At 62.1% G+C, this 21,568-nt stretch carries 24 protein-coding genes and 1 riboswitch; of the genes, 15 read left to right on the forward strand and 9 right to left on the reverse strand.

Going from position 1 to position 21,568, the window contains the following annotated elements; all coding sequences use genetic code 11:
• Positions 1–60 precede the first annotated feature (60 nt).
• The gene (locus B0G77_RS29760; protein WP_133665477.1) at positions 61–369 is read right to left on the reverse strand and encodes a DUF4148 domain-containing protein; all 309 of its coding nucleotides are present in this window, start codon (positions 367–369) and stop codon (positions 61–63) included.
• 308 nt (positions 370–677) lie between these two features.
• Between B0G77_RS29760 and B0G77_RS29765 the strand changes: the two genes are divergently transcribed.
• On the forward strand, positions 678–1,634 hold the full coding sequence (locus B0G77_RS29765) for a chemotaxis protein (RefSeq protein ID WP_133665478.1): 957 nt from the start codon (positions 678–680) through the stop codon (positions 1,632–1,634).
• A 46-nt stretch (positions 1,635–1,680) separates the two neighbouring features.
• Here the strand turns inward: B0G77_RS29765 and surE are convergent, their stop codons facing one another.
• The 4 genes from surE to B0G77_RS29785 form a co-directional block, all read right to left on the reverse strand.
• Positions 1,681–2,469, reverse strand: a complete 789-nt coding sequence (surE, locus tag B0G77_RS29770; RefSeq protein WP_133665479.1) for a 5'/3'-nucleotidase SurE — start codon at positions 2,467–2,469, stop codon at positions 1,681–1,683.
• 191 nt (positions 2,470–2,660) lie between these two features.
• Positions 2,661–4,493, reverse strand: coding sequence for a diguanylate cyclase (locus tag B0G77_RS29775; RefSeq protein ID WP_166656305.1), 1,833 nt, complete (start codon positions 4,491–4,493; stop codon positions 2,661–2,663).
• A 499-nt stretch (positions 4,494–4,992) separates the two neighbouring features.
• The gene (locus tag B0G77_RS29780) at positions 4,993–5,739 is read right to left on the reverse strand and encodes a CbtA family protein (protein ID WP_133665481.1); all 747 of its coding nucleotides are present in this window, start codon (positions 5,737–5,739) and stop codon (positions 4,993–4,995) included.
• A gap of 12 nt (positions 5,740–5,751) precedes the next feature.
• On the reverse strand, positions 5,752–5,961 hold the full coding sequence (locus B0G77_RS29785; RefSeq protein WP_133665482.1) for a CbtB-domain containing protein: 210 nt from the start codon (positions 5,959–5,961) through the stop codon (positions 5,752–5,754).
• Positions 5,962–6,002: 41 nt separating this feature from the next.
• Positions 6,003–6,142: riboswitch (cobalamin riboswitch) on the reverse strand.
• Between the two features lie 44 nt (positions 6,143–6,186).
• Between B0G77_RS29785 and B0G77_RS29790 the strand changes: the two genes are divergently transcribed.
• The 7 genes from B0G77_RS29790 to B0G77_RS29820 all read left to right on the forward strand — a co-directional run bounded on the left by B0G77_RS29790 (position 6,187) and on the right by B0G77_RS29820 (position 10,146).
• Entirely contained in the window at positions 6,187–6,768 is a 582-nt protein-coding gene (locus tag B0G77_RS29790) for a histidine phosphatase family protein (protein WP_133665483.1), read from the forward strand.
• Between the two features lie 342 nt (positions 6,769–7,110).
• Positions 7,111–7,491 (forward strand): PAAR domain-containing protein, encoded by a 381-nt coding sequence (locus B0G77_RS29795; RefSeq protein WP_133665484.1) that lies wholly within the window; start codon positions 7,111–7,113, stop codon positions 7,489–7,491.
• Positions 7,484–8,020, forward strand: coding sequence for a PAAR domain-containing protein (locus tag B0G77_RS44715; protein ID WP_243751269.1), 537 nt, complete (start codon positions 7,484–7,486; stop codon positions 8,018–8,020). The genes B0G77_RS29795 and B0G77_RS44715 overlap by 8 nt, the downstream gene beginning before the upstream one ends.
• Positions 8,021–8,285: 265 nt before the next feature.
• A complete protein-coding gene (locus B0G77_RS29805; protein WP_133665485.1) occupies positions 8,286–8,588 on the forward strand; it encodes a hypothetical protein in 303 nt (100 codons plus the stop codon).
• A complete protein-coding gene (locus B0G77_RS29810; protein WP_133665486.1) occupies positions 8,588–9,163 on the forward strand; it encodes a lysozyme in 576 nt (191 codons plus the stop codon). Before B0G77_RS29805 ends, B0G77_RS29810 begins: the two co-directional genes overlap by 1 nt.
• Complete coding sequence (locus tag B0G77_RS29815; protein WP_243751270.1) at positions 9,150–9,560, forward strand: hypothetical protein; 411 nt, start codon at positions 9,150–9,152, stop codon at positions 9,558–9,560. Before B0G77_RS29810 ends, B0G77_RS29815 begins: the two co-directional genes overlap by 14 nt.
• Before the next feature lie 370 nt (positions 9,561–9,930).
• Complete coding sequence (locus B0G77_RS29820) at positions 9,931–10,146, forward strand: histidine phosphatase family protein (protein WP_133665487.1); 216 nt, start codon at positions 9,931–9,933, stop codon at positions 10,144–10,146.
• Positions 10,147–10,167: 21 nt separating this feature from the next.
• Here B0G77_RS29820 and B0G77_RS29825 read toward each other — a convergent pair whose 3' ends face one another.
• The 4 genes from B0G77_RS29825 to B0G77_RS29840 all read right to left on the reverse strand — a co-directional run bounded on the left by B0G77_RS29825 (position 10,168) and on the right by B0G77_RS29840 (position 14,633).
• Positions 10,168–11,493 (reverse strand): MFS transporter, encoded by a 1,326-nt coding sequence (locus tag B0G77_RS29825; protein WP_133665488.1) that lies wholly within the window; start codon positions 11,491–11,493, stop codon positions 10,168–10,170.
• Between the two features lie 114 nt (positions 11,494–11,607).
• A complete protein-coding gene (locus tag B0G77_RS29830) occupies positions 11,608–11,850 on the reverse strand; it encodes a DUF2783 domain-containing protein (RefSeq protein WP_133665489.1) in 243 nt (80 codons plus the stop codon).
• 68 nt (positions 11,851–11,918) lie between these two features.
• The gene (locus tag B0G77_RS29835) at positions 11,919–13,637 is read right to left on the reverse strand and encodes an FAD-dependent oxidoreductase (protein WP_133665490.1); all 1,719 of its coding nucleotides are present in this window, start codon (positions 13,635–13,637) and stop codon (positions 11,919–11,921) included.
• Between the two features lie 36 nt (positions 13,638–13,673).
• Entirely contained in the window at positions 13,674–14,633 is a 960-nt protein-coding gene (locus B0G77_RS29840; RefSeq protein ID WP_133665491.1) for an MBL fold metallo-hydrolase, read from the reverse strand.
• A gap of 267 nt (positions 14,634–14,900) precedes the next feature.
• Here B0G77_RS29840 and B0G77_RS29845 point away from each other — a divergent pair, with 267 nt between their 5' ends.
• From B0G77_RS29845 to B0G77_RS29875, 7 genes are all read left to right on the forward strand, one after another.
• Positions 14,901–15,722, forward strand: a complete 822-nt coding sequence (locus B0G77_RS29845) for an IclR family transcriptional regulator (protein WP_243751271.1) — start codon at positions 14,901–14,903, stop codon at positions 15,720–15,722.
• Between the two features lie 21 nt (positions 15,723–15,743).
• Positions 15,744–16,613, forward strand: a complete 870-nt coding sequence (locus tag B0G77_RS29850) for an IclR family transcriptional regulator (protein WP_243751272.1) — start codon at positions 15,744–15,746, stop codon at positions 16,611–16,613.
• 330 nt (positions 16,614–16,943) lie between these two features.
• Positions 16,944–17,234: a gamma-glutamyltransferase gene (locus B0G77_RS29855; RefSeq protein ID WP_133666937.1), complete on the forward strand. Its 291-nt coding sequence runs from the start codon at positions 16,944–16,946 to the stop codon at positions 17,232–17,234.
• Positions 17,162–18,223: an ABC transporter ATP-binding protein gene (locus tag B0G77_RS29860; RefSeq protein WP_133665494.1), complete on the forward strand. Its 1,062-nt coding sequence runs from the start codon at positions 17,162–17,164 to the stop codon at positions 18,221–18,223. The genes B0G77_RS29855 and B0G77_RS29860 overlap by 73 nt, the downstream gene beginning before the upstream one ends.
• A gap of 84 nt (positions 18,224–18,307) precedes the next feature.
• Complete coding sequence (locus tag B0G77_RS29865; protein ID WP_133665495.1) at positions 18,308–19,648, forward strand: extracellular solute-binding protein; 1,341 nt, start codon at positions 18,308–18,310, stop codon at positions 19,646–19,648.
• A gap of 81 nt (positions 19,649–19,729) precedes the next feature.
• The gene (locus B0G77_RS29870; protein ID WP_133665496.1) at positions 19,730–20,650 is read left to right on the forward strand and encodes an ABC transporter permease; all 921 of its coding nucleotides are present in this window, start codon (positions 19,730–19,732) and stop codon (positions 20,648–20,650) included.
• On the forward strand, positions 20,651–21,568 hold the full coding sequence (locus B0G77_RS29875) for an ABC transporter permease (RefSeq protein WP_133665497.1): 918 nt from the start codon (positions 20,651–20,653) through the stop codon (positions 21,566–21,568).

Raw genomic sequence — 21,568 nt, forward strand, 5'->3', positions numbered from 1 at the left:
TTGCGGCGGACCGCGTTTGTTATTGCAGCCGCCTCAAATCAGTTGCGGCCTGGATGCAACTTAGTGAGCGACGTACACCCGCGGCGAATAGCTGCTCACCGTAGACTCTGCACGAGCGCCTGCCTGCGACGAACCGCTCGTGGACGAACCGTAGCCGCTGTTTTGAGCAGCGACGCGAGCTTCGGCAGCCTGAATGTTCGCCGGATACGTGGTGTCATCGGAAAGACCCGGGTTGTAGCCGGCCTTCTCGAGTTGTACCAGTTCGGCACGCACCTGAGCGCGGGTCACAGGCTGGTTCGATTGCGCGAACGAAGCGACCGGAACGGCGATAAGAGCAGCAAGAGCAACAGCATTGATGAGCGATTTCATGATCAGTACCTCCAGAGATTGTTTTCCAAAGTCGGGCAAACTGCTTGTCTGAACCCGTTGAAGAGAGTCTAGGAGCATGGAGACTTGGGGTAAATACCTAAGATTCGAAATCACTGTTTGCGTTTACATCACAATCGCGACAAACGCCGCCCACCGCCGCCGGCGGCCAGAACTTTGCCGTCCGACCATGACGAATGGACGACTGAACTTTCCGCCCACGGGGCCGATAACAAATAGACGCACGAGGTTCACGCCGGATCGCACAGGGTCAAGGCGCAACGCTCGCATCGAAACCCGGAGCCCTTCCCATGTCAGCCGATCAACATCCGAATCACGAGCGCAGCAGCCTGACGAGTTCCAATAAGTTCGAGCTACTGTTGTACCGGCTTGGCTCAGTGCCAGGCAGCGACGCGCACGAGCTATACGGGATCAACGTGTTCAAGGTACGTGAAATCTCCACGATGCCGCCCGTCACGCCGATCGCCGGTTCGTCGCCCTACGTGATGGGTGCGGTGGACATTCGCGGGCAGATCATTCCGGTGATCGACCTGCCTCGGCTAATGGGTTGCGAGCCGTCGCGAGGTCTGAACATTCTGCTCGTCACCGAGTTTGCCCGCTCGACGCAGGCGTTCGCCGTCGAGGAAGTCGACGACATTGTCCGGCTCGAATGGAACCAGGTGCTGTCCGCCGAAGGCGCGGCGGGCGGGAATCTCGTCACCAGCATCGCGCGCATCGACGGCAACACGGGCGATTCGCGCCTCGCCCAGGTCATCGACGTCGAGCAGGTGCTGCGCGATGTGTTTCCCTCCCAGCATCCGGCCGTGGACCCGACATCGGTCGGCGAGGCGCTCGGCCTCTTGAGCGGCACGAAGATTCTCGCGGCCGACGACTCCGGCTTTGCGCGCAAGCTGATCGAGCAGGCGCTGAGCGCGATCGGGGCAGACTACGAGATGGCGAAGACGGGCGAGGAGGCCTGGAACAGGCTACAGAATCTAGCCGACAAGGCCCAGGCGCAGGGAAGGCGGGTACGGGACACCATCGCCCTTGTCCTGACGGACCTGGAGATGCCGGAAATGGACGGCTTCATGCTGACACGCAAGATCAAGGGCGACGAGCGCACGCGTGACATTCCGGTCCTCATCCACTCGTCGCTGACGGGCGCCGCGAATGAAGCGCACGTGAAGAACGCTGGCGCGAACGGCTATGTCCCGAAGTTTGCGGCAGCCGAACTCGCCGGCGCGATTCGTCAGGCTCTTGCGACCTGAGCCGGCGCGGTCCGCCGGCGATCACCCTGCGCTGGGCCTGACCAGTTCATTCCGCGCTCTGCAATGCGGCTGCCAGCGTGGCAAAGGTCTGTTCGTCGGTACGATCGAAGTTGAGCGGAGTGACCGACACGCGGCCTGAGGCCACCACGGCCGTTTCGCTATCGGGCGCGTTCTCGCGCGGCCCGCGCTGAAAGCGCAGCCAGTGATAGGCAAAGCCGCGCGGGTCGACCTGCGGCACCACGTCGATCCCTTCGACAAGACCGACGCCCTGCCTCGTCACCGTGAGCGGCCCGGCAACCGCGGCGTCGACGTCGGGGAAATTCACGTTCAGACACGTCGGTGCATGGTGCGAGACCGCGAGCAACTGGCGGATCACGCCGGGCGCGAGCGCGCGCGCCGTATCCCAGCGGACCTTCTCGCGGTCGCGGAAGGCCTGGCTCAATGCGATGGCGGGCAGGCCGAGCAGCAACCCGGTCATCGCCGCGCCGACGGTGCCGGAGAACATCGTCTCGACGCCGAGATTGGCGCCGCGATTGATGCCTGAAAGTACGACCGTTGGCGGCGCATTGACCATCAGATGACGCACGGCCATCACGACGCAATCGCCCGGCGTACCCACGACGCCGAAGCGCCGTTCGCCCTGCTGGGTCACGCGCAGCGGCGAATGCAGACTGATCGAATGCGACGTGCCGCTCTGATCGTGCTCAGGCGCGACAACCCAGACTTCGTCTGCAAGCTCGGCCGCGACGGCTTCGAGCACCGCAAGACCGGGCGCATCGATGCCGTCGTCGTTCGTCAACAGCACGCGGGGCACTTTGGATTCAGCGAGGGACATCGCGAGGTTCTCCTTTCGATCCGGACATCATGTCACGAGCGGATCATTATTCCAGAGATCGCGGCGTCCCCGGATCGAGAAATGTGCGGCTGACGCACAACGGGCCGGTTGCACGCCATTGCAGACGACTCGTGGATATCCACTGCCGACGCCTACCCGACCCGTTCCATCCGGTTCGGCCTGAAGCCCCTTCACGCTGTCACATCGCCCACGTCATACGTGTCCGCCACACAGGTGCGGTTGCGGCCGCGTTTCTTTGCCGCATACAGCGCCCGGTCCGCAGCCGCCACCAGTTCGCTTGCGGTTCCACCCTCGCACGGCCGCCGCGCCGCCACACCCACGCTGATCGTGACGATGCCTGCGCCGCTCGCCGCATGGGGAAGCTGCAGCGCCTCGATGCCCTGCCGGATGCGTTCGGCTACCAGCAACGCGTCCTGCTGGCCGGTTTCCTTCAGAACCAGTGCGAATTCTTCGCCGCCATAACGGGCCATCACATCGGCGGGCCGTCTTGCCAGGTTGGCGATTGCCTGCGCGATGGTGCGCAGGCAATCGTCGCCGCCCTGGTGTCCATAGTGGTCGTTATAGCTCTTGTAAGCGTCGACATCGACCATGATCACGGCCAGCGAGCGTTCGCTTTCCGTGCGTGCCTGCTGCTGCCATTGGAACCCCAGCTCACGGTCGAAGTGGCGCCGGTTGAAAAGCCCCGTCAGGCCGTCGCGGAACGCGAGTCCCTGCAGCTCGCTGCGTTCTTCCGCAAGGCGCTGATCCGCCACCTTGCGCTCGGTGATGTCGTGGGCCGTCGCTGTCAGTGCTTCGGGCTCGCCGGAAAACGGATCGATCACAGGTCGAAGATAGGTTTCCATCCACAGAATCCGGCCATCCGGGCGCGGGAAGCGGCTCACCTGGGAGGCCTCCGTCGCGTCACGTGCCAGCCGGCCGATGGTGGCGGCCAGCGCCTCGCGATCCTCGGGCAAGACAAGGTCCGGGTAATACACGCCTACGAGATCGTCGGGCGCCCATTTCATGACGGCCTTCGCGCGTGGCGAAACATAGGTGAGACGGCCATCGAGCGACATGCTCATGACGATGTCAGTCGCGTTCTCCGCCAGGATCCGGTAGCGGCGCTCACCCTCGCGCAGCAGCCCGACGAGGCGGTTGCGCAATGACTGGGTGACGCTGATCGGCAGCGCGATGCCCAACGCAGCGAGCAGGAACAGTTGCAGCGCGAAGATGCGCCCTTCCATGCTCTGATAATGAAACATCCAGAGCGGTCCCAAACCGCGCATCGTGAAAGTGACCGCAATCGCAAGGCATAGCAGCAAACCCAGCAGCACGCCGGCGAGATCGGCCTGAAACGCCAGCAGAACGATCGGCGGGAGCGCCCAGTAAAGCAGATGAAAACGGCTTTGCCCGAATACGCCCATGGTCACGACGCAGACCAGTAGCAACAGCAGCCCCGTCTTCCAGCGGCGCTCGGGGTGCAAGAGGCCCTTTACTTCGCCGGTCCAGAAGACCACCGCCGCCGGCGTAAAGAGGACGAGACTCAGCGCATCCGAAACGAACCAGTTGGCGAGGTTCGGCAACATATACCCGCTGAGTTGTCCGCGCAGCAAGGTTACGGCGACGAGCCCCGACAGGACGGGCGCAAGCAGGATGGCGCCAGCGAGAAAGCGGATGAGCTGCTTCGGACGGATCAGTTCGACGACCGACGAGATACGTGGCGCGAAGCTGAACGCCACCAGCACTTCGAGCATGTCGGCCGCAGTGTAGGAGGACGAGACCGCGAGACTCAGGCCGAGCAGATTGGCCGCGAGATTGCCCGCCAGCCCACCGGCAAACACCCAGGCCACCCGCCCCGGGCGCGCCACCATCATCTGCGCGAGCAGCACGGCGTTGGTCAGCCAGATTGGGGCGATTTCGCCGGCCATACTCTTGAGTGCCCCGCTCGCCATGCAGGTGAGCATCGTCGCCACGAACGCAAGCGACAGGGTCCAGAGCGGTCCGGCCCATCGGCGTGAACGCAATGACTCAGCAAACGCCTTAAACCCAGGAGTTGGCCCTTCGGATGACAGCCCCATTTCTTCGCTCTCTCTGGTTCTTTTTCTTGCAATCCGCGGAAATCCGCGGACGATACGCCAGCTTCGCTGGGGTCAGGATATTCCGGACATCGCCCCTAGACCCCATCGGGAGAAGCGGTAAACCGCCCTTACGAATCTGCTTATCGGCAGGTTGAGCCGGATCTTGAGACTTTCTTCATGCGACTCTCACATTAAAAGCAATTCAACCTTGGACTTGCGGGCACCAGCCGCGCGGGCGCGGACAATGTCCCGCACCATGGCAAGACGCCGAACGCAACCGTGGCGGCACGGTCGGGTTCGGCGTCAGAAACACGCGGATGGGATTGGGCTTGCTAAATGATGTGAAGAATACGGCTGCCGAGAGTTCCGGTGAAGCCGGCGCCTGCACGGCCAACCGCACGACTTGAGCAGCGATGCAGCCCGGGCGCCGGAAGCAGTCAGCCCGCTACTGCCAGGCCGACTTGCCAGCTGCACGCCCACCCTGCTGCGCGCGCTCACTGCGTTCGACCAGCCAGCCGAACAACAGGCCGATGGTCGTCCAGACGATCAACTGCATGCCGATGGCCGCAACGCGGAAGTGCCACAGCAGCGTCGCCGGAAAGGCATCGGGTACTTCGTTGATCGTCGGCAGAGCGATCTGCACCGCCGCGATGATCGCGACGTATACCAGGCCGCCCACGATCGCCGCATTCCACTGGCCGAAGCGCGCGACTGCGCGTCCTCGCACCTTCAGCGAGAACACCAGTGCGGCAATTGATATCGCGATCATCAGGAAGAACAGCCCGGTACGCTGGCCGATCGTTTCAGGGTCGCCGATCGATGGTGGATTGGCCGGGTACTTGAGATTCGGCACGATCACCAGCGCAATGAACGCCGCCGCCGCAAGCGCCGCCGACAACGCGCGCGGACCGAGCTTGCCGACCCGCCCGTACGCATACGCGAAGGTGAGCGAGAACAGGCCGCCGAGGGCCGCGCCATAGACCACCACGCCAGTCAGCAAGCCGAGACCCGCCTGCGTTTCACGGCTGACCAGTTCCGGCTCCGCCGCTTCGCCGCGTGCGGCGGCGGCTTTTTCTTCGAATGAAATAGCCTGATTGACGTGCGGTTCACCGGCCACCCGGGCGAATGCGAACGTGAGCAAGCCCGCGGCGATGCCTGCGAGCATCCCGCGCAATAACAGTTTGCCTACCATGAAGTTTCCCCGTTAGTGACAGGGGAAGCCGAGCAGATGGCGAGCGTCGTGAACGAACTCGTGCACGTACATGCCAGGAACCAGCGAAGTCGCGCCCTGTTCGGCGCCGACGAAATACAGTGCGAGCAACAGCAGCAAGCCGCCGAAGACCACCCACGGAAGCAGTTCGCGCAGGGGGATCGGTGTCGGTTGAGCAGTTGGCTCGAAAACGGTGTCAGTCATGACGGAACTCTCCAGGGGTTACGCGCCCCGATAGTCGAACAGGAAGGGATGACACGAAGCTCAGGTCTGGCTTTCGGCTTGTGGATGAACCGATTACAGTGGCGCGACCGCGCCGGGCTTACACCGGCTTCCTCGCTTCGGTGCCGTTATTCTACGCGCTAAACTTCGCTGCGCAGCGCGATGAATGGACAAAGCGCGCGGTACTTTCAACCAGAAGGACACAGGATGCAGACACGCCTGCTATTGATCAGTCACGCTGCAACGGCGGCGCTGCGCAGCGGACGGTTTCCCGCCGACGATCCGCTGGACGCGTGCGGTCTCGCCCAGGTCGCGGCATGCCGCGCGCGCGTGATGTCGCTGGCTGGTAAGACGGATGCGGTCTTCTGCAGCCCCGCGGCATGCGCGCGTGACACGGCTGAAGGGCTTGGATTCACCGCCGTCCCCGTCGAAGCGCTGGCCGACATGAACCCGGGGCAATGGCGTGGCAGGCGTCTTGCAGACGTCGCCAGCGAAGAAGCCGATGCGCTGGCGGCATGGGCTCGCGAGGCCGGGGCGGCGCCTCCCGATGGCGAGTCGTTCGCAGCGGTGCGCCTGCGCGTCGGCGGATGGCTCGATGCGCTCGAGCTGGATCACTCCTCCACGGCCGTCGCCGTCACGCATGCCGCCGTGATCCGGGCAGCGATCGTTCATGCGCTAGGTGCTTCACCCGAGTCGTTTGCGCGCATCGAAATTCCACCGCTTTCGGTCGTCGAATTGCGGTGTTCGATCCGCGGCGGGTGGACGTGGTGGGCCGCCCAGACGCAGTGAGCATCGTTGATGTCGCGGTCGTCGCAGCCTTGCGCGATCGGGATCAGAACCGGTGGCGGATACCGGCTGCGATCAGCAACTGGCTGCGGCTCGCTGAGGGATCGCGCTCGTTTTGATGACCGGCGGTACCCCTAACGACGGGCGCTGATACAGACCGGCACGAAAAGCCGACCTCGCAAGGGTCGGCTTTCTTGTTGGTGGCAGGGCTGGAGCATCCGCGCGACCTGTTGGCCGTCATTGCCTGGCAATTCTTGAAAGAACGTCTGAGGAATTACGGCTATTCTGGAAAGGGTACGCTTCCGGGGTGGTGAAGCAGTGCTTATTTATATAGGAGACTTAAAGATGCAGGAACAGCAGAAAAACGAAACGACGTACCTTTTTGTCACCATCGGTTCGCGCACCAGGCGCGGCGGGCGTGTCACCCGGGTAACGACCCAGGTGGAGACTAACGGACAGGGCCTCGCCCGTGTGGGCGATGTGGTCACCTACGACGACGGCAGCGCGGCCACCATCATTGACGGCGCAGGCTGTGCCGCTCTCTGTGAAGATAAGCCGCTCGCGCTGGTCGGTTCACGTCTGAGCAACGGCGACACGATCACGGAAACAATGCAGGATGAATGGGGCATCACGGTCCGCCATGGCGAACAGATTCCCGGCCTGTTTGATCCATCCTATACGATGCCCCCGACCGTTGCCACGCACGAAGGGGGCACCGATGCGTAAGGCAGCGGTACGGAACGGCGACCCGACGACAACGGGCGGTTTTGTCATTGGTTCCTCGACGAGGATTACCGATCACGGGAAAAAGGTCGCGCTGGATGGCGACGTGGCGACCTGCGGCAACTGCAAGGGGACCCACAGGATATTCGGAACGGGCAAGGGAATATCCGATAAGGGGCGCAACGTTGTTGTTGACGGCGATTCTGTACTTTGCCCGTGCGGGAAGAACTGGGTAATCGTCGGCAGCAATCCGGGATACTTTCTCAACACGGACCGGGGTTCGGCGGGCGCGAGCAACGCGGCGAGCGCGGCGCAATCCGTCATTGTGACGGGCGCACCGGCTGCAACCTACGACGAACAATTCACGCTAACCGATGCCGCAGGTAAAGCGCTCGCGGACACGTATTACACCGTTCGCCTGCCATCGGGTGAACTGCAACACGGGATTACCGATTCATCCGGCAGAACGGCACGTTACAAGACGGATGGCGCGCAACGCCTGCGTGTTTACATGGGTCACAAGGAAGCGTAATTGACCATTTACTATGCAGCCGTGGAAGGCGATCCGCTCGGCAATGGGAATGGAAGTCACGTGATCGGCGGTGCGCAACATGCAACCATCGAAGGCCCAGACGGCCGGACGCGCGGGCAGACGCACCTAGGACAAAAAGCGTGGTGTTCAGTGTGTCAGTCTTTCAGTGAAATCGTTGCGGGTGCGGGATATCGGACTATCTGCGCGGCTGGGACGGTATCCTGGACGCACAGGAAGCGGTTGGCGGCGATATCGGGCTTTGCAAATGCGAACGGCACCCGCGCGTCGTGTCTTCTATGCAAGTAGCTGCAAATACATCGACAGCGGCAGCGCGCCAGCAGTCAGCGCGCAAGCCAGTTCGGCATCCGCGCCACGCGCTACCTATGACGAACAGTTCACGCTCAGGGACGGTGAAGGCCGCGCGCTCGCGGACACGTATTACACGGCTCGCATGCCTGCCGGCGAACTGCAGCACGGCGCAACTGATTCGCAGGGACGCACAACGCGCTATGAGACAGACGGCGCTCAATCCATCCGAATTTACCTTGGTCACAAACAGGAGGTCTAATGCCTGATGCACTCGCAACCGCAGTAACAAACACCAGTCCGAATTCAAGCGTAAACGTCCAAACGGGCCGGCTTTCCAAGCCTTGGTTTGTATCTAATGACGGGTTGTCATTTATCGCCGTGTGGGAATCGGGTACTCTTAACGGCATCTACGGAGGTCACAAAGTAATCGAAGGTTTTATTCTGATGGCGTACCGTGATAATGTAGGAATTCCGACAGTCGGATGCGGGCATCGCATCCTTCCTTCCGATCACATCAATGTCGGGGATACCATTTCCTTAGAACGCGCGCGAAACCTCAAGAAGAAGGCTATAGAGCAGGTTGAGAAGCGCCTAAACTCTGACATAAAGGTACCTTTATATCAATATGAATACGATGCTTTGGTGAGCATTGTCTACAATTGTGGTGCGGGAGATGGCGCTAAGGAGATAATAAAAAAAATAAATTCCGAGCATTACAAGGAAATGCCAGATTATATTTTGCATTATCGTGTAGGCACAAATAAGGGGGTTGGCAACCGGCGTGTTGCTGAGTCGCGTTTGTTCAAATCCGGGGTTTATGATGCTTCTCACTAGCCCCCGCCTTATCTGTCTAGCGTCCCTCGCTATCTTATCGGGCGCGGCAGCTGCAAAAACTAATCCTGATTGCCTGAAACATCTTGGCGGCGGTTATGGGGATGCGGAATGTTATCACGGCCTGAGCGTTGACATTGCGGCAGAGAATAATCGACTCTATAAAAGCATTAGAGTAACTATTCCCGCTGAAAACGTTCATACAAAGTTACTCGATGAATATATGAAAGCACAGGATGACGCGATCAAATATTGCGAGTTACAACGCGATTCAGGTGATGGATGGAAGGCGGAACACGATGGTTCAATGTTTCCGGCCATATTCGAACAGTGCATTTATGATGCTCGTAAAGCACAGAACAAGTTTCTCAAAGACATATTAAATATGACTAAATGGTGAGAATCAGCCCCACTTTGGCAGGGCTTTATGCACGACTTTTTGAAACAGGGAATTATGATGCGCGGCATGGGAAAGGCATTGTTATATAAATCGGCCAAGTGCCTTATGGTGGACTGATTTTCAGGTGGCGGCATGTCGTAACGACACTGCGAAACAGGAACTTGAGTTTTATAAGTGGCTTGCTTGTCCGGATTATATGGAATCATCGAAAAAACCAAAATGTGACGCAATAACAAAAATTCTAGGCGCGCAGCATTGAGATTGCCCCGCTTCGGCGGGGCTTTTTGTTCGAGCGTCAAGCGCGCCTGTTCCTGCGCCTCGCTCGTTAGTCGGCCCTTCAGAATTAGCCGAAGCCAAGCGTGGCAAGGGGTTGCCGCAAGATCGTGTTTCCCAGAACTCCCAGAAGCAATATTCCTCCACGGCCGTCGCCGTCACGCATGCCGCCGTGATCCGGGCAGCGATCGTTCATGCGCTAGGTGCTTCGCCCGAGTCGTTTGCGCGCATCGAAATTCCGCCGCTTTCGGTCGTCGAATTGCGGTGTTCGATCCGCGGCGGGTGGACGTGGTGGGCCGCCCAGCCGCAGTGAACATCGTTGATGTCGCGGCGCTCACCCTGCACGCGACTCGCGCGGCACACCACGCAACAAGGCGACACCGCTAGCGAACAGCAGCGCCGTCAACAGATACAGCGCGTTATCCATGCTGCCCGTGTGCACCTTGATGAGGCCGATCACCCAGGGGCTCACAATCCCGCTCGTAATGCCGATACTGCTGATGAGCGCAATCCCGGCTGCCGCGGCGTTGCCCGACAGATAGCCGGACGGCACCGTCCAGAAGATCGGCAGCGCGGCGAAAATCAGCACAGCCGCCACCGACAGGATCGCCAGCATCGCGGGAAAACTGCTCAGATGCAGCGTCAGCAGCGACAGCGCGATGCCGCCGCCAATCGTACACACCGCGAAATGCCGGCGACGTTCGCCGTGTCGGTCCGAGCGGCGCGCGATCAGGATCAGCCCAACCGCGCCGACCGCGTTCGGGATCACCGTATAAAGGCTGATCCACAGCACGTCGTGCACGCCAAAATCGCGGATCATCAGCGGCATCCAGAAGTTGAGCGTCAACGACGCACAGGTCAGCGAAAAGTAGATGAACGCGAACAGATAGACACGCGGATTGCGCAACGCATGTGCGAACGAATTCGACGAATGTCCGTGCGCGGCCTTACGACCGGCGTCGCGCTGCGCAATCAGGTGCTCCTTTTCCGCCGCGCTCAGCCACTTCGCGTGCTGCGGGCCATCGACCAGCCAGAACGCCGCCGCAAGGCCAAGCAACACCGCCGGCGCGCCTTCGATCACGAACATCCATTGCCAGCCCAAGAGGTTCAGCACGCCGGCCATATCGCGCATGATCCAGCCGGAAAAGAGGCCGCCCAGTACGCCCGCCACCGCCACGCCGGCGAAGAAAATCGACAGCACTGCCGCTCGCCGGCGCGCGGGATACCAGTACGTCAGATACAGCACGATTCCCGGGAAAAAGCCCGCTTCGAATACCCCGAGCAGGAAGCGCATTGCATAGAAGTGCGAAGGCGTGGAGACGAACATCATCCCCATCGACGCAAGGCCCCACAGCAGCATGATCCGCGCAAACGTGCGGCGCGCGCCGAAACGCGCGAGCAGCATGTTGCTCGGCACCTCGCACAGCACGTAGCCAACAAAGAAAACCGCGGCGCCAAGGCCATACATGGCGTCGCTGAATCCGAGATCGTGCTTCATCTGCAACTGCGCAAAGCCGATGTTGATCCGGTCGAGAAAGGACACGACGTAACAGAGAAACAGAAACGGGATGATCCGGAGCGTGACCTTCCGGTAGAGCGGATCGTCGCGCGAGCTGTCGGATGCCGCCGGCTCGAAAGCCGGGGCGACGGATTGGGTCATGGTGTCTCTCTCCAAACGAAAGGTCCGTCGGACCTTGGGAACCCGGCGTCTTGTCGCGCCGTGGGCGAATCGATGCGCGGCCGGGATCGGCCGTGCGCAGGGTGATTGCGTGGACTACGCGGCGATCTGCGGCGCGTGCGGCCCGGGCTTGATGGCGCAGGAGTGCAGCGCGCCGTCGCGCGCATGCTGCATCGCTTCGAGCAGCGTCGCGTGATCGCCGATGTGATTCGCGAGCAGCAGGATCAGTTGCGCATTGGCGGACTGGCTTTGCGCGTCGTCGAGATCGCGATGCATGTCGATCAGCGCTTCATAGAAGTCGTCGGGGCGCGCGAGATTCGGTTCAGTGTTGAGTGTCATCGGTGTCCTGCTATTTTGTTTCGGGCGCGGTGGATGCCGTGTCTCGCAGCATCCACGGGTACCGCGATTCAGGCCGTTCCGGCTACGCACAGGGCGCGCTTCAGTGCCAGTTCGACCTGCGCTGCATCGATCTGCCGCCAGCGCGCACAGACGTGCTGATCCGGGCGAATCAGATAGAACGTGCCCGGCAACGCGTCGTAACGCTTCGCGGCAAGCCCTTCAATATCGTGTGCGACCACGGCGAACGGCGGAAATCCCTGAGGCTTCGAGTCAGCCTTCAAGGCACTCCCGCTCACAACGACGAGGCGCAGTGGAACCGCGCCTTGCCGCAGCTTCTCCACTGCGGCCTGTGTCGCCGGATCGATACCGGATGGTCCGCAGAACAGCACGCCGGTGAATTGCTGGCCAAGCTGGGGCAGCAACCACGCAGACTGTCTATCGACCTCGACCGGCGCATCGCAACACGATGCGCCCGGCACCATCTGCCCCGCGAAACTTTCCGTATCCGGCGTATTGAGCGTGGAATCGTGCAGCACCGCCGGCACCGACAGACGACCGCTATTCACCAGTTGCCGCGCGAACGCATGATCGCGGGCGAGCTTCAGCACGGCATCGCGGAACACGCGGCTGACGGCGCTTTTGGGCGTGATGAAATCGGTCGAGCGGGTGGAGTTGCGAATATTCTCGTCGGCGGCATATTCGCGTTCGCTGGCGTAGGTGTCGAGCAGCGTGTCGGACGCGCGGCCTTCCAGCACCATCGCGAGCTTCCACGCGAGATTCTCCGCGTCCTGCACGCCACTGTTCGCACCGCGTGCGCCGAACGGCGAGACGCCATGCGCCGAGTCGCCGGCGAACAGCACATTGCCGTGCCGGAAGCGATCCATCCGCTGACACGAAAACGTGTAGATGCTCACCCACTCCAGCTCGAACTTCACGTCCGGGCCAAGCAACGCACGCACACGCGGAATCACGCGCTCAGGCGTTTTTTCGAGCACGGGATCGGCGTCCCAGCCCAGCTGGAAATCGACGCGCCACACGTTATCCGGCTGACGATGCAGCAGCACCGACTGGTTCGGATGGAACGGCGGATCGAACCAGAACCAGCGCTCGGTCGGAAAATCCGCTTCCATCTTGACGTCGGCGATCAGGAAGCGGTCCTTGAACGTGCGGCCCTTGCTGTCGAGGCCCATCAGCTTGCGGATCGGGCTGCGCGAGCCGTCCGCGGCGACCACATAGCGACCGCGCAGCGCGTATTCGCCTTGCGGTGTTTCGACCGTTAGCGTGACAGCCGCTTCGTCCTGGCGCAGACCCACGACCTTGCTCTTCCAGCGAATCTCGAGGTTCGGCAACTCGCGCGCCCGATCGAGCAGAAAGCCTTCGACGTAGTACTGCTGCAGATTGATGAATGCCGGCCGCTGATGTCCGCTCTCCGGCAGCAGATTGAACGTGTAGACCAGTTCGTTCTGCAGGAACACCTTGCCGACGTTCCACTTCATGCCCTTGTCGACCATCTTCTGACCGCAGCCGAGCCGGTCGAAGATCTCGAGCGAACGCTTCGAAAAACAGATCGCGCGAGAGCCGGTCGAAAGCGAACAGTCGTCGTCGACCAGCACGACCGGCTGGCCTTGCTGCGCAAGATCGATTGCGGTTGCGAGGCCCACCGGGCCGGCGCCGACCACGACCACGGGGTGCACTGTCGCTGGCTGGCCGGCCTGCTCGCCTTGCTCGCCCTGCTGCTCGCGGCAGGGCTGATAGTCGAACGACAGTGTCTGATAGTTGGTGCTCATCGGGTGTCTCCGTCCGTCTCTTCCACGCCGCCTGGGTCAGGCTTGCAGCGCGTCCCACATCTCCTTGTCGCGCTGCGCCGTCCAGATGCGCGGATGCGTGATGCCGCTCGCTTCATCGAACGCACGCGACACGTCGAACGGCAGGCAATGCTCATAGATGAAGACGTGGCCGAACTTCGGGTCCATGGCTTGACGCGTGTGCGCCATGGCGGCCTTCAGGTCGAGCTTCTGCACTACCGCTTCGCGACCCTGCTGAAGCAACGTCGTGACGAAGTCTTTCGTGTAGTCGATGCCCTTGTTGACGTCCTCGGGCGTGGTGAGCGCGGGGCCGCGGCCGGGCACGAGCCTGTCGGCGCCGAGCGCGCGCAAGGCTTCGAGCGTGGCGGGCCACTGTGCGAGTTGCGCGTCGCCGCAATAACAGGCGGCGTCGTATTCAACCAGGTCGCCCGAGAACAGCACCTTCTGCGACGGTAGCCAGACCACCGTGTCGCCCTTCGTATGGCCGGCGCCCAGATGCGCTATGCGCACTTCGAGCTTGCCGAGGAAGAGCGTGATTTCGCGTTCGAACACGAGCGTCGGCCAGGTGAGGCCCGGCACTGTTTCGACTCCGGCAAAAAGACGCGGAAAGCGCTCGATTTCCGACTTCATGTCGGCCTCGCCGCGCTCGACAATCATTTCATACGTGCCGCGGCTCGCGATCACCTGCTGAGCGCCTTCCGCGAAATACGCCGACGCGCCCAGCACGCGCACCGCGTGATAGTGGGACAGCACGACGTACTTGATGGGTTTGTCGGTGACAGTACGGATCTTCGCGATCAGATCCTGAGCCATCGCGGGCGTGGCGGTCGTGTCGACGATCAGCACGCCGTCGTCGCCGATGATCACGCCTGAATTCGGATCGCCCTCGGCCGTGTAAGCCCAGGCGTTCTCCGACAGTTGCGTGAACGTGATCTTCTTTTCTTCGAGATCGGCCTGCGATGCGAATGCCTTTGCCATGTCTGTCTCCCTCATAAGTTGGGTGTGAGGCGAGACGGCCGCGGCGCACGGTCGTGCGCAGTCAGGCGGTACTGGATGAGTGTCTCGCCCCGTTTTGACTCTATAACTGCGCCGGTGAGTCGGGGTGATTGCATCTTAGGACTCACCCGATTTATTTGTCAATAGCGAATTGTATTGCTATACGCAAATTATAAAGACCGGACTAGAGGAATCGGGAAGCCGCCAGGCTTCGTTTAACATGGACCCTTTTTCAGGGCATACGTGGGTGTGAGTAAAGTATCGAAAGAGACGTCGCGTCACGGCGAGGAGCCGGACACGGAAAAGCGGCAGCGCGGCATCCAGAGCGTCGAAGTCGGCGGAAGGCTGCTGCACGCGCTCGCCGCCGCGCGCGGCCCGCTCGGGCTCAGCGACCTGGCCGCCAGCGCGGACCTGGCGTCCGGCCAGGCGCATACGTATCTGGTCAGTCTGACGCGGCTCGGGCTCATCAAACGCGACGAACTGTCGGGCCGTTACGAGCCGGGGCCGCTGTCGCTGCGGCTGGGATTGCTGCATCTCGAACATCAGCCGGCGTTTCGCGCGGCAGTGCCGCGGGTTGCCGCGCTGGCCGACGCGGTTGGCTTCAATGTCGCGATCTGCATCGCGGGTCCACAGGGGCCGACTATCGTTCGGTATCAGCACGCGGGATTTCCATTGCATGTGAACCTGCACGTGGGAACCGTGATGTCCTTGCCGGCGACGTCGACGGGTCGCGTGTTCTGCGCCTGGCTTCCACCGCAACAATGGGAAACGATGTGGGCGAGGCAAGCCGGCTCCCCCGACGAAGTGCTCGCTACGCCCGCTCAACGCCAGGCATTCGACGCGACGCTCGCCGAAATCCGCGTGCGCGGTCTCGAAAGGAGCATCGATGCGCCGAGCCCCGCTGTCAGCAGCATGAGCGCGCCCGTACTCGACGCGAACGGCCAGCTCTGCCTTGCCCTGACCGTGATCGGCTCGACCGGCTCGATCGATGTGAAATGGAATGGTCCGATCGCCCGCGCGCTGCGCGAGACCACGCAGACGATCAGCGCCGAACTCGTCGCCACCCCGTAAATGCCTCGCTCACCCTCCCCCGTGTCACAAGACAACGACAACGCCAGCCATGCCCGCCAGCAGCGCGGCATCCAGTCGCTCGACAGCACCGGCGACCTCCTCACCGCGCTCGTTGCGGCGGGCAGGCCGCTAACCTTGCGCGACCTCGCCGCCGCAGCCGGCATGCCACCGGCCAAGGCCTTCCCGCACCTCGTCAGCCTGCTGAAGATCGGCTTGCTCAATCGCGATGCGGCCGGCTGTTTCGAAGCCGGGCCGCTCGCGCTCGAACTTGGCCTGATCGGCTTGCAACGCCTGTCGCCGACACGCGAAGCCGAAGCTGAAATCGCCGGACTGGCCGTATCGACGGACATGAGCGTCGCGATGGCCGTGCTCGGACCGCTCGGGCCGACCGTCGTGCGGCTCGAGGAATCATCGCGGCCGCTGCATGTGAGCCTGCGGGTGGGGACGGTGATGTCACTGGTGAACACAGCGATCGGCCGCGTATTCGCCGCCTTCATCGCCGACGACGTGCGCAGCGGACTGCTCGCGCAAGATGCGCTGCGGCTGGCCGGCGCGCCGGCGGCGGAGATTTACGCGGACGCGCGCGAGACCCGCGAGCGTTCGCGAGCGCAGCTCGAGCCGCGCTATGCAAAGCGGCTCGCAACGATCCGCGTGGATGGAGTCGATCACGCGATCAACAAACCCGTGCCTGGCATCAACACGCTCGCGGCACCCGTGTTCGACCATACCGGGAACATCTGCCTCGTCGTCGCGTTGATGGGGCCGGCTGGCAGCTTCGACAGCGATCTGAAGGGTGACCCCGCGCAGACCTTGCTCGCAGCAACGCAGCGGCTGTCGCATCGGTTTGGGTATGCAGCGGGAGTGGACAGTAACCGGCGGTCGCAGGGATAAGCACGCACAGAGGTACCGCGCCCAGCGCACCAGGCACGTCGCTCACATCCACACAAGCGACAATCGCGACCAGCCCGGCCGGCGCGCACGCACCGCCCTGAAGCGCCATGCAGCGGCGTGGTGCAGCCACCCTTGCCTGGCGAGCATCAGGACAGCGCTCCAATCCAGTGCCAGCAAGCATAAGCCAGCATCGGCATAAACCTTGCGTAATCGCTCCCATTACGACCACTGAGGGCGCCGACGAGCGGACCCATCTCATGCTGCGCGACGTAGCGCTCTACAGGGCAATCCTCGATCACATTCCGGACCAGACATGGCTGAAGGACCGCGATTCGCGCTCCCGCGCACGTCAATGCATGCACAACCCGAACGAAACTCCCGCGCGCAGCGCAACCTCAAGGCAGCGACACGACCTTCATCTGCGTCGCGGATAGCGAAGGCAACGCGGTCGGCCACGTGCAACGCCTGAATTTCGATTTCGGCGCGGCGGTACTCGATCCGCAATCCGGCGTGCTGTTGCGACGCCCATTCAACAGAAGAGGTGTAACGTGCCCGCCCCGCTCTCATCGCCGACGTCTTCAAGATCGCACGCGCGGTCGCAGATCGAACTCGTCCACGTGACGAAGAGCTATGGCGACAGCGTCGCCGTAGACCGTCTCGACCTCGTTATCGAGGGCGGCAGCTATTGCTGTCTGCTGGGACCTTCCGGCTGCGGCAAGACCACGACGCTGCGGATGATCGCCGGTCACGAGACCGTCAACGACGGCGATGTCCTGATCGGCAACCGCAACGTGACGCTGCTGGAACCCGCACAACGCGGCACGGCGATGGTGTTCCAGCACTATGCGCTTTTCCCGCACCTTTCCGCGCTCGACAACGTCGCCTTCAGCCTGCGCATGCGCGGTGTCGGGCGTGAAGAGCGTGAACAACGTGCGAAAGCGCTGCTGGAGCTGGTGTCGATGGGCGCTTATGCGCATCGCAAACCGGCGCAGCTATCGGGCGGTCAACAGCAGCGTGTGGCGTTAGCGCGTGCCTTGCTCAACCAGCCGCGCTGCCTGTTGCTCGATGAACCGCTTTCCGCGCTCGATCCGTTCCTGCGCGTGCAGATGCGGGCCGAACTCAAGCGCTGGCAGAAAGAACTCGGCATCACCTTCGTGCACGTCACGCATTCGCAGGAAGAAGCGCTCGCGCTCGCCGATCTGGTCGTCGTGATGAACGGAGGTAGGATCGAACAGGCCGGCACGCCGCACGAAGTGTTCAACCGGCCGCGCACCGAATTCGTCGCACGCTTTCTCGGCGCGCACAACGTGATCCCATCCGGCAAAGAGACGATCACCGTGCGCGCCGACCAGTTGCGCGTCGCGCCGCACGGCACTGTGCCCGTGCAGGGCGGTCCTGAAGGCATGAGCCGCATCGGCGGCGTGCCGTGTCGTGTCGCCGCCACCGAGTACCACGGCACACATGTCCGCATGAGTCTCACCACCGTCGACGGCGACCGCGAACTGATCGCGCTCGTCGGCGATGCCGATTACGACGTCGCACGGATGCAGGTCGGCGCGCGCGTCGTCGTGTGGTGGAGCGAGGCGCACGCGCATGCGCTTGCCGCCTGACCGATCTGACCCATCAGCCTGAAACACGTCATATCCAGCCGTCTTTCTTTGAATGCACTACAAACGCAACGAGGAGCCTTCGCCATGAGCGACAAGAAAACAACGGACGCCCGCGTGGAAGCCGACGCCGCCACGGCCGTCCATGACACCGCAACGACCGCAACCACCACCACCGAACACCGCTGCCTTTCGCGCCGCACGTTCCTGAAAGGCGCGGTCGCGGCCGCCGGCATCGCTGGCTTCCCCTACGTGCATGCGCAGGAAAAGATCACACTGCGCTATCTCGGCACTGCCGTGAACCAGAGCGCCGACATCGCGAAGAAGTTCAAGGAAGACACGGGCATCGAAATCCAGTACATCCCGCTCACCACCGACGACGTCACCAAGCGCATCATTACGCAGCCGAATTCGTTCGATATCGCCGACACTGAATACTTCTCGCTGAAAAAGCTGATCCCGTCAGGCACGCTCGTCGGTCTGGACGCAAAGAAGATCAAGTACGCGGACAAGATCACGCCGGTGCTCACGCGTGGCGAGATCGGCGGCAAGAAGATCGGCGACCAGGGCACCGCGCCCAAAAAGGTCATGTTCCTGACGGACCAGCATTCGACGCAGTTTTCGTCGACGCCCACTGAGTGGATGACGCTGATCCCGACCACCTACAACGCCGACACGCTCGGCATCCGGCCCGACCTGATCAAGCGCCCGGTGAACACGTGGGCCGATCTGCTGAACCCGCAGTTCAAGGGCAAGGCCGCCCTCCTGAACATCCCGTCGATCGGCATCATGGACGCCGCGATGGCGCTCGAAGCCAGCGGCAAGATGAAGTACGGCGACAAGGGCAACATGACGAAGCCCGAGATCGACGGCACCATCGCCGCGCTGATCGAAGCGAAACACGCGGGCCAGTTTCGTGCGTTCTGGCGCGACTTCAACGAGAGCGTGAACCTCATGGCCTCCGGCGAAGTCGTGATCCAGTCGATGTGGTCGCCGGCCGTGACCAAGGTTCGCACGATGGGTGTGCCGTGTACGTTCCAGCCGCTGAAAGAAGGCTATCGCGCGTGGGCTTCGGGCTTTGGGCTGCCGCGCACGTTGCAGGGCCGCAAGCTCGATGCGGCCTATCAGTTCATCAACTGGTTCCTCGACGGCTGGGCCGGCGCGTATCTGATGCGTCAGGGCTATTACGCCGCCGTGCTCGAAACGGCGCGCCAGCATATGCAGCCGTTCGAGTGGGACTACTGGATCGAAGGCAAACCCGCGACGCAGGAGATCAAGGCGCCGGACGGCCAATTGCTCGAGAAAGTCGGCACCGTTCGCGACGGCGGCTCCTATCAGACGCGCATGGGCGCTATCGCATGCTGGAACGCTGTGATGGACGAGAACATCTACATGGTCCAGAAATGGAACGAGTTCATCGCGGCTTGATCGCCGCGCCTGTGAAGCGGCCCGCGCGGGCCGTGCCGCTCTTTTTCATTTCACTCAGGTCATTCAGGCAAGGACAACGCGATGGCCACGCTTCCCAACCCGATCGCCGCCGGGCCTGCCGCACGCGAACGCCGCAAGGCGCGGCGTTCCGCGTGGTGGCAGGCCGCGCCGCTCACACTCGCGTTCCTGCTGTTCTTCATCGTGCCGCTCGTGATGACGCTCGTCGTGAGTTTCTGGAACTTCAATGAGTACGAGATCATTCCAGCGTTCACGTTCAAGAACTATCAGGCGATCTTCGACGGCTGCGGCTCGCTGACCAACGTCTGCGTGACGCTGAAGACCTATTGGTCGACGCTGCGCTTCTGCGTGATCGTGTGGGCCGTCACGCTCGTGCTCGGCTTCTCGATCGCATGGTTCCTCGCGTTTCACGTGCGCACGGTGCGCATGCAGACGCTGCTCTTCATGGTCTGTACGATTCCGTTCTGGACCTCGAACGTGATCCGCATGATTTCGTGGATGCCGCTGCTCGGGCGCAACGGGCTCGTCAATCAGGCGCTGGTCGGTACGCGTCTCGTCGACAGGCCGCTCGACTGGTTGCTGTATTCCGACTTCGCCGTCGTGCTGGCGTTCGTGCATCTGTTCACGTTCTTCATGATCGTGCCGATCTTCAACGCGATGATGCGCATCGACCGCTCCCTGATCGAGGCCGCACGCGATGCCGGTGCAAACGGCTGGCAGATTCTCTGGCGTGTGGTGCTGCCGCTGTCGAAGACGGGCGTGATCATCGGTTCGATCTTCGTCGTGACGATCGTGATGGGCGATTTTCTGACCGTGGGTGTAATGGGCGGCCAGCAGATCGCATCGGTGGGCAAGATCATTCAGGTGCAGACGTCTTATCTGCAGTTCCCGGCCGCCGCCGCCAATGCGATGGTGCTGCTCGCCATCGTGCTGATGATGATCTGGGCGCTCACGCGTCTCGTCGATATTCGCAAGGAGCTTTAAATGACCGCTGCCACAGTCTTGCGGCGCGACCGACGTCCTGCGAGCTTCTACTGGCTTTCAGCGCTGTTCGCCCTGTTCGTGCTGTTTCTCTATGGGCCGACCATCACCATTTTCATCCTGTCGTTTCAGGGTCCCGAAGGCGGCTTGACATTCCCGATGCGCGGCGTCTCGCTTCACTGGTTCAGGCAGCTGAGTCGGGGAGTCGGCGAGGTCGACATTTGGGGGGCCTTTGCCCGCTCGATGAAGCTCGCGCTGGTGACGATGGTGCTGACCGTCGTGTTCTCGCTGATGGCCGGTCTCGCCTTTCGCCGGCGTTTCCTCGGCGATGGCGCGGTGTTCTATATGAGCATCGCAAGCCTGATCATGCCTTCGATCATCGTATCGCTCGGCATCGGGCTGACGTTCCGGCTGCTCGACATGGGCGTGAAAACGCTCGCCAACGCGGTAGGCTGGAGCAGCTTCGCGGACAGCTATACGACATCGATGGGACTCTATACATCGGCGCTGGGCGCGCATCTCACCTGGACGTTGCCGTTCGGCCTGCTGGTGATGTTTGCCGTATTCAACCGCTTTAACAGCGGTTGGGAAGAAGCGGCGCGCGATCTCGGCGCGACGCCGTGGCAGCAGTTCCTGCACGTCGTATTGCCGATCATCGGGGCGTCGGTGATCGGTGTCGGGATGTTCGGCTTTACGCTGTCGTGGGACGAGATCGCGCGGACGTCGCAGGCAATCGGCGATGCCAATACGTTGCCGCTGGAATTGCAGGGACTGACGACGTCAGTGACGACGCCGGTGATCTATGCGCTCGGCACTACGACAACGGTGATGTCGTTTGCGGTGGTGATCGTCTGCCTACTCGCCGTGCGCATGATCGCGCGACGTCGGCGCAAGGCAAGTCTGCTGGCGGCCGTTGACTAA

It is taken from the genome of Paraburkholderia sp. BL10I2N1, assembly GCF_004361815.1.
GTDB lineage: Bacteria > Pseudomonadota > Gammaproteobacteria > Burkholderiales > Burkholderiaceae > Paraburkholderia.